General features: G+C 34.6%; 10 protein-coding genes and 1 pseudogene. 10 read left to right on the top strand and 1 reads right to left on the bottom strand.

Going from position 1 to position 8,677, the window contains the following annotated elements; genetic code table 11:
- The 7 genes and pseudogenes from WA010_RS11800 to WA010_RS11770 form a co-directional block, all read left to right on the top strand.
- Positions 1–805 (top strand): annotated as a pseudogene (locus WA010_RS11800) (replication initiation protein); the annotation flags it as partial.
- Between the two features lie 49 nt (positions 806–854).
- Positions 855–1,718 carry a MarR family transcriptional regulator gene (locus WA010_RS11795; RefSeq protein ID WP_422557313.1) on the top strand — a complete coding sequence of 288 codons (864 nt, stop codon included), beginning with the start codon at positions 855–857 and terminating at the stop codon, positions 1,716–1,718.
- The gene (locus tag WA010_RS11790; protein WP_422557312.1) at positions 1,715–2,272 is read left to right on the top strand and encodes a hypothetical protein; all 558 of its coding nucleotides are present in this window, start codon (positions 1,715–1,717) and stop codon (positions 2,270–2,272) included. Before WA010_RS11795 ends, WA010_RS11790 begins: the two co-directional genes overlap by 4 nt.
- 189 nt (positions 2,273–2,461) lie before the next feature.
- On the top strand, positions 2,462–3,340 hold the full coding sequence (locus WA010_RS11785; RefSeq protein WP_422557311.1) for a ParA family protein: 879 nt from the start codon (positions 2,462–2,464) through the stop codon (positions 3,338–3,340).
- Position 3,341: 1 nt separating this feature from the next.
- Complete coding sequence (locus WA010_RS11780; RefSeq protein WP_422557310.1) at positions 3,342–4,307, top strand: ParB/RepB/Spo0J family partition protein; 966 nt, start codon at positions 3,342–3,344, stop codon at positions 4,305–4,307.
- Positions 4,308–4,389: 82 nt separating this feature from the next.
- Complete coding sequence (locus WA010_RS11775; protein ID WP_422557309.1) at positions 4,390–4,611, top strand: hypothetical protein; 222 nt, start codon at positions 4,390–4,392, stop codon at positions 4,609–4,611.
- 14 nt (positions 4,612–4,625) lie between these two features.
- A complete protein-coding gene (locus WA010_RS11770; protein WP_422557308.1) occupies positions 4,626–4,844 on the top strand; it encodes a hypothetical protein in 219 nt (72 codons plus the stop codon).
- 71 nt (positions 4,845–4,915) lie between these two features.
- On the opposite strand, the gene WA010_RS11765 is transcribed toward WA010_RS11770, so the two are convergent.
- Positions 4,916–5,215 carry a GIY-YIG nuclease family protein gene (locus WA010_RS11765; RefSeq protein ID WP_422557307.1) on the bottom strand — a complete coding sequence of 100 codons (300 nt, stop codon included), beginning with the start codon at positions 5,213–5,215 and terminating at the stop codon, positions 4,916–4,918.
- Between the two features lie 199 nt (positions 5,216–5,414).
- Here WA010_RS11765 and cas6 point away from each other — a divergent pair, with 199 nt between their 5' ends.
- From cas6 to WA010_RS11750, 3 genes are all read left to right on the top strand, one after another.
- Positions 5,415–6,131, top strand: coding sequence for a CRISPR-associated endoribonuclease Cas6 (gene cas6, locus WA010_RS11760; protein WP_422557306.1), 717 nt, complete (start codon positions 5,415–5,417; stop codon positions 6,129–6,131).
- Positions 6,128–7,840 (top strand): hypothetical protein, encoded by a 1,713-nt coding sequence (locus WA010_RS11755; protein WP_422557305.1) that lies wholly within the window; start codon positions 6,128–6,130, stop codon positions 7,838–7,840. Before cas6 ends, WA010_RS11755 begins: the two co-directional genes overlap by 4 nt.
- 1 nt (position 7,841) lies before the next feature.
- The coding region (locus tag WA010_RS11750) for an AAA family ATPase (protein WP_422557304.1) at positions 7,842–8,677 on the top strand (836 nt) is incomplete at its 3' end.

Raw genomic sequence — 8,677 nt, 5'->3', positions numbered from 1 at the left:
CATGAATATAATGGGGCGCGATGAAACATCGTTTGTTGGATCAAATGCAATTGAATCACTTGACTTCATCCGCAGTAGCTATTTGATACCACGAGGCTTTTTAGGACCTACCCTCTCTTTTTTTACTTCTCATGAAGAAGAAAAAGATCTTATCGCTTCTATATTGCCAATCACCTTTAAATTGACCGAAAAACGCTCTATAGTTATTACTGAAAATAATTTTGACTCAATGAAAACAACAATTGAACCTTATTTGACATCAACCGAACGCTTTTTATTTAATAGCACTGAGCATAAAGAGAAGTTTTGTAAAGTATTTGGAATTGAGTATTTTGATGATATCTCCCCTGCCCTTGAAGCTGAAATAATGCCTGAAATTAATAAAAATGAAACAGTAGAAATGAATCTTTTTAATAAGCTTGAAACTATTATGAATGCAATTGGAAATAGATCTATTTCCAAAAATAAAGAGAAGTGGGCAAGTGTAATTGATGATCTTGTTGAAGAATATTCAGCCGATGCAGTTTACAATGTTATTCAGTTTCTTTCAGCTCAATCCGATGATGCTATTTTTTGGCTAAAAACCATTACCACACCTACAAAGCTTATTAAACATTTTGAACAGATTGAACAGATTGTTATCGTTGAGCGTAGTGCTATAGAATCCAAAATCCACAATGATCCGGAGATTCAGACGCGGATTGCTTTAATGCGCAAACATGGTGAATCGGAAGCATCCATTACGGATGAAGTCCAAAAGATGGTTAAAGAGAAAATTAAATCCTATGCAAAAAAGGGAAAATAATGCTGATGTGTGAGTCTTTTGATATACTCTATGAAATAGGAGATGAATTTTGAAAAAGACGGTTTCAATCGACATGCAGATAATGAATGAGCTAGAGTTGACACCAACATGGTGGGCGTTTCTTGATTATTTACATGATGTTACATACGGAGAATTTTATGCAAATATTGAAACAAAACAAGTTGCTAAATATCTTGGGTTGAGAGATAAAGATATATCATCGATTGTAAATAATATGGCAAAAAAAGGACTGGTGGCAATATCTTCTGAAAATACTAGTCTAATTCGAACAACGGAAATGTGGCGTAGTGCAGTTAGTTACGGTATTCAAACTGTGCCCCAAACAGAATCATTTCAGCGTCGGGCAAAAGCTGCCACCGCTATTGCGCTGAGCAAGAGTATAAATCCGGAAATCGCAAATATTCCTATTATTAGAAATCAAGAAGAGTTTATTCTCATCGAGAAAAAGCGTGATCTTATTAACACGGGGTCAACAGCTTATACTGAAGAGGCAGATCGTGTAGTTAGGGAGTTTGATTCTCATCGAAAACAAATCCAGCCAACTTTTGATATTAACCTTTGTGAGGGAAGATACTCCAAGAATGCCTATGACGTTATGCGTTTACATCTTTTGGACACAACGCATATTAGGATACCTGAACACTATTTCGCTGCAATCCGCTGGCTCTTTAATTCTAAAGCAAAAGAAGCAGAATTTTGGCGTAAATCGATCAATTCTATTAGTAAGCTGATTCAACACTATGATGCGATTGAGATGGCGGCGATGAGCAATGAAGAAGAGCTTAAAATGAATGCTGAAATTAAGACACGAGTAGAGGTTATGCGTAAGCATGGTTCCAGTGAAGAAGAGATTATTCGTGAAATTAGTAAAATGACAGGAATGAATAAATGAGAAGTGGTGAAAGTATATTCGAACAAGCGGGGAAACTTCTAAAATCACTTAAGATGGATGCAGCTGATGCTTACTCTAACGATGTTGCTATCAGTGTGATTAGAAAATATGGCAGTATCGAACGGGTTTTTGAGGAGCTTGCAAAAAATAAATACGATCGGCTTCGATATACTCCTGAGATTATGCTCACATCAATGATAGATATTGAAGATGATATTCGTAATGTGTCTGAAGAATTGGCGAATAAGCTTCATTCATTACGTTCTATCGTTATGGTTGAATCAAATGTTAAAGGAGTTGATTTTGAGGAGTTGTTTGACAAAATCGATGTAGTTCATTCCCTTTCGCTTTCTGTACGAGAAGCATGGGCAGTCAAGTTTGCTGGTGGTAAAGATTTTATCAAACGACTTAATACCTTTCAAAACGGTGATAAAATTATTGATCTGCTTATGGAGTCCTTACGCCGCGCAGATGAACATATTGCTAACATGAAAGAGGGCAAATCGATAGCATCGACCACCTCTGCATCTATTGCAGGGTTTTTATACAAATAAAGCCCTGCCCTATTCCCTAAGTTTCCTCATCTATAGCAACTATCCATCCGGATGGATAATTTTAAAATTGAAAAGTTTATATTTTTACTTAAATTAGATATTCCACCATACTTAATTTTTTATGATATACTTTTCACAGAGTAAAAAAAACAATTATCCATCCGGATGGATAATTTAAAGAGGCACTAAATGGGTTCAGTAATTTCAATTGTAAATCAAAAAGGTGGTGTTGGAAAAACGACAACCGCACAGGCATTAGCACGAGAACTAGCGAAAACTAAAAAAGTTTTATTAATTGACTTCGATGGACAAGCAACACTGACTGAACTCATGGATCTTTACAATCATTTTGACAATGAATTTATTAAAGAGTATATGCAGACTGAAAGTATAGTAAAAATTTTTGAACGTGCATCGATTGAGCCGTTGGATATTACAGGCATTTTAAAAGATGAAAATGGCAAATCAATTGTTGCAATTAATGAGCTTCATTTCATACCCTCCCCCGGCAATTCTATCGTTGCAGCTGCTGAGAGTGTGAGTGGCGGTAAAGACATGCTTTTAAACAAGTACCTGCAAAAAATTAAAGACGACTATGATTTTGTCATCATTGATGCATTGCCGTCGGTTTCAACGCTATTTAGAAATGTTTTGCTCGCATCAGATACTTTAATAGTTGCTATACAAACTAAAACAAACGCAATTGCAGGGGCTAATGGTTTCTTACAGGTTCTCAATGATGTACTTGAAGATTATGACAAAACCTACAAACATCTCTTCATCTTGCCAACAATGTATAATAAACAACGTCGCGATGACAAAGAGACTTTGGCTGAGATTATGGGCAGTTATATGATATCGTTAAAAACATATTCATCGATCGGAAAAATCCCAACTACTCTTTTGGAAGAGATTCCGGACCGTACTGTTTTTTCAAATGCTCAATCGGTTCGCTATTTTTTGCAAGACTATATTGAGGGTTTTGATACAGGGAAGAGAGATATTTTGCTTTTATTGGAAAACATCTCTAAAGTAATCACCAATAAACTTGAAGTAGGGGAGAGATAAAATGGCAAAACTACCTGCACGTAAAAATATATCCGCTGAAACAACCACAAAAAGAATCGAGGAAGCAGAGGCATTGCGTCAAAGCATCTCCGAGAGTATTGAAAACAAAACAAGCAATACGATTGAAGTAGCTATTGCTTCGATTGCCTCTCCGAAATTTCATGATCGAAGATGGCATGACAAAATGGCGATTGTTGAACTCTCTAAATCGATTGAAGCTGTTGGGCTGATATATCCGGTTGTTTTGCGCAGGGTAGGGGAGGGGTATGAGCGAATCATCGGGTATCGTCGTATTGAAGCCTATAAGATACTTGGCAAAGAAACCATTCCGGCGATCATTTTGGAAAATATCGATGATGACATGGCAATCTTGCTTATGGCTACAGAGAATATGCAAAGAGAGGATATCAGTGTTTACGATGAGACCCTCGCCTTGATTGATTATCTCAAAGTAGCTATCAATGAGAGTCAAGAGGGTATTGAAAAGCTACTCATTCGCTTTAAAAATCATGATGCCGGATCGATCCAATTGAGTGACGAAGAGAAAGAAAAACGTCTTCAAATGAATGAAGTCCTCAAAAAGACAGGAAAAATTGAGATCAGCGGCTTATTAAACCGCCTCACAATGCTCTCTATGCATCCATTGATCAAAGAAGCGCTCAGTGCTAGCAAACTATCTTTTTCGAACGCACAGGTGCTTCAAAAGCTCTCTAAGAACGAAGTAGTCCTCAAAGCTGTGATGAACAGAGTTATTGATGAGAATATGAGCAAGCGTGAAGCGATGAAGCTGATTGCTGAGCATAAAGAAGGGAAAGTCCTCAGCACAGGGGAGGGCGATATGATAGCTAAATGGAAATCATTCAGTAAAATCAGCGGTAAACAAATTGCGAAACTGAGTAAAGCTGATCAAGAGAAGTTGATGGATTGTTTTAGAAAGATTGATGAAATTTTAAATAGTAAATCATGAGATTTGTCAATCAAAATTTAAAAATTAGCAGATTGGTGCTATTATTGCGCTTATTAAGAGAGTTCCATAAGAGAGGAAAATAATGCGACAACCTTTTATGGCATATGAAAACGACAGCGATGGATTCACCACTGGCAATTTACACATCAAAAATGGTATTGACACCATTATGATTGAGGGTTCGTTGCACATCACCAAAGATAAAGAGGGGCTTGAAGCTGCGTTGAAACTCAAACGAGCTGTAAATGCTGCTATCGATGCGCTTAAAAGAGATCGTAATCTGCCAGATTTTTTAGGTCACTAGATTGAGAGTAATTTATGGAAGAGCTAAACCTTTATTCTCAGATTAAAACTGAATCGGCAAAAGGGCGCACCTATGGGGAATGTGTTATGGATGAGATATCAAGCATACGCATGATCGATGGAGAGTTCCGAACTACTTTACATATCAAAGAGAAACCAAAACGGTTGAACCGTGAAGACGCATTGATTTATTACACCCAAAAACTGCGGAATGTTTGGGCGAGAATAGGGTAGCACTACAATCCTATTTTGTCTATAAATTTACCGTTTTTAATAGAATATATTCCCTCAAAATTAGATGAAAATCACCCGTTTAACGCACCAACGTGAGCACCGTCAGCGGCATAATAATTCCAAAGTTGTTCTTTTTGCTTGCGTTTGAGCTGTTTAACTATATATTCTCGTTTCAATGCACTGCTTTTATCCCCACATACTTCGGAATAGACTAATGTAACCGGACGGCGATAACGGGTATATTTAGCCCCCTTTGTAGAGGTATTATGTTCTAGCATCCTCTTTTCGAGGTGGTTAGTAATTCCGGTGTAATAGGTATCATCACTGCATTGGACAATATAGAGACTGTAAAGGATAGAGGTGTTGGACATATTAATTCAAATGATCTTTCTTACATGAACGAAAAAATAGTGAAATGTTTTTCATACAATGAGTATAGCACAAGAAGTTAGTAGGGATATCGAAATTTTTGTTCTTAAAACCAAAATAGTAAATGTTTTTTGCATTTTAAGGTGAGAAGTAATAAACTTCTTTGGTTATCAAATGATATTAAAAATTATAGGAGACTCAATGCACCTTTTTGAACTGACATGCACGGCATATTTTAAAAACGACCTCGATTTTCGTCGTAGTTTTGAGACGATTTCCCATTTTATCACCTATGCGATGATGCGGGGAGGATTGGATGAGAGACATACGAAAAGCGGTTATAAACATTACGTTTTTGGAGGACTGCTTCCCCTCGAAGCTGATAAAGTCTATAAAAAAGGCTCTACCTACCGTTTCATCCTCCGCTCCCCTGATGAGGAGTTTCTCACCGCTCTCTCAACCGCATTACGCCAAAACATCGACCATCCCGATTTTATCGTCGTCGAAACGCATCTGAATAGACGCAAATCTTTTTTTATCACCGAACTCTACAGTGCTACCCCCGTCATCGTCACGAGTGAGGGGAACCTTTTTTGGACGATGGAGAAAAACGGTGATATTATGCAGCTCCAGCGTCAGCTTCACGACAATCTGGAGAAAAAATACCAGAGCTTTTACGGTGAAGAGATCAAAGCACCCCAAAACTTCATCCAGATGATAGAGATAAAAAACCGCGTCCCCCAAAATATCGAGATTCATAAAGAGGGGAAAAAAATCCGCTTTTTTGGCAACAAATTCCGCATCGTCCCCAACGAAGACGAGATGAGTCAAAAATTGGCGTTTACGGCATTGGCGTGCGGATTGGGGGAAAAAAATAGTTATGGCGGCGGGTTTTGTTTGGCTGGGGGGATGAGATGATATATGATTTATTAGAAGTTTTTAAAAAAGAGTACGATAAACCTAATAAAGGTGACAAACTCATTCTTGATAATTATCAGCTAAAAGATGGACTGTATGTTATCGTTAATCAAAAGAATGAGACGGAATATCTCATATATAAAGCTGAAAAACAAATTGAAGACAAAGAACTTTCATTGAAAGATTTAGAGGGGAATAGAGTAAAAAATAGATATTATAATTTAGCAGAAAAAGATTATTACAGCTCTTATTTGAACTCAAACAAATCTTTTTATGATAAAAAAATTCATAATGTAAATTATCTCTCTTTCTTTGTAAAATTGGAAAGTTTTATAAGTAAAGATGAAAAAAAACTTTTGAATTTCGAGGTAATAAAGAAACATTTTGAAGCATTTATTGATTATTCAAAATTTACAAAAAGCGAAGAAAAAGAGATACTGACTAACTATAAAGAAAAGTTTACAAACGAGGAAAGAAAAAGAGAGATTCTGAGCAATAGCGACTTTATTTTAAATAATATTGATAAATTTGTTACTGTCGCTAATGAAAATGGAGTTGTAAATTACATCAAAATTTTCTTTGAAGCACCAATTGAGAAGTACCAAGAAGAGAGTAACTTTTATTATTCAATCAAAATATTTAATGATATTTCATATAGTGTAAAATTTTCTGATAATGTGTATGGTTTGTCTGATTCAAATATGGGATTGAATGCAAAAAAACCGTATCTTGAACACAAAACTAAAAAAACTATAGCACCTTTTATGATTGAGCAAAATAATGCGTTACTTGTAAAAAAGTTTTTTGACTGGCTTAAATATCAAAAATACCAAAATAAATATCCAAATGGAGAGCAGTTTTTTTTAAATCGTGATTATAAAGAGAAAGATATGATTACTGATTTTGATTATTTGCCTATAAAAATTAATAAATTTGATGACTCAATTTATTATAAAAATTATCTACAGGTTTTTGAAAATAAAAATTTGATTGATGATGATACTATTGATTCATTAGGACAATTGGAACAAATTGTAGATGAGATATTTTACAATGACCAGCTAATCTCAAATTATTACGGTGATGTATATAATAAGCTCAATAAAATTTTTGCGAATTTAATATATATCACACGTGATGCTATGGTAAATTATTTTAAAAAGTATGATGAAAGAGCTTTTTACAGTGTATTGCAAAAAAATGGTATTGATTTCGTACTAGAGCATTTAAGGAATGATAGAGAATTAAAAGCCAAAAAAGCTATGAATTTGAAGCTATCGTTGCAGAATTACTATTTTAAACATAAATCAAAAGGAGAACAAGTCATGAATGTAAGTGAGATGCAAAGAACCATCTTTACAAAGTTAGATACAGCTGATTATAGTCTTTTAACAACACAAGAGTTTTTTTATTTGTGTGGGCAGGTTGCAAAGTATTTATTGCTGCAAAGCGAAAAAGAGAAAAAAAATGCTGATATGTTAGAGCCATTTTTAAGGGCAAAGTATGCTCAAAAACTAAAAAAAGAGATAGAGTTTGTATTTTTCAAATATAAACATAAAATCAGTTTAGAGTTTGGTAAAAAGATTAGTAATGCTATGAGTTTGATAATGGCTTATGAAAATGATGAAAAACTGGCTAAAAACATGGATTATTTTTTAATAGGTGCTTTGTCAAAAAATCTATTTTTTATGAAAAAAGAGGAGAATTGATATGACATACTGGCATATGCAACTGCATCCTAATGATAAAGAGTGGGGAAGAGAAAAAGAACTTTTAGAGAAAAAAGCTTTAATTGGTCTTGGTGAATGGGAAGGTGGGCAATCTCAAATTAGCCAATTTGAAAATGAAATGCAGATTGGAGATATAGTTTTAATTAAACGCGGAGCATTGGCAATTGCATTAACGAAAGTCATAGGTGATTTTGAAGAAAATGACAAAGGCAGCATAGATTGGTTCAAGTATAGAAGAAAGGTTGAAGTTTTAGATTATGCCATTAATCACAGATTTGATAGTTTTCCACAACCTAGGGGAACATTACAAAAATCTGTTACACCTAGTAGTGTTACATACAGATATATTAACAACTGGTATAAAATATTATTTCCTGAAATCAATAACTCGGAAGGTATGCAAATATCTAGAATAGAAATAGAAAATCATAAAATGTTTAAAAATTTTAGTATTAGTTTTCAAAAAGATGAGGAGATATTACCAATTGTGATTTTGGCAGGTATAAATGGTTGTGGTAAAACAACTTTATTGGAATATATTGATGATTTTATTGATAAACATTCCAAAATAAAAAGTAATAGTTTCATAAAAATACACTATGTAGAAAATGGAAACAACAAGATTGATAAGATGGAATATCAAAGTTTACTCAATAGTAGTACATCTTTGGAAGAATATTTTAAATTACATATTGAATATCTGCCGACCGATACGCATAAAAATTTAGTCGACATAGAAACTGCTATCAAAGAACACTTAAATAAGTTGGTATGGAATGAAAAAGAATCAGTAGATAACGCTTATAATGATATTAA

Origin of the sequence: Sulfuricurvum sp. (assembly GCF_049305995.1) — a bacterium.
Taxonomy (GTDB): Bacteria; Campylobacterota; Campylobacteria; order Campylobacterales; family Sulfurimonadaceae; genus Sulfuricurvum.
The sequence above is the reverse complement of the archived record's forward strand: the minus strand, read 5'-3'. Positions and strand labels throughout refer to the sequence as shown.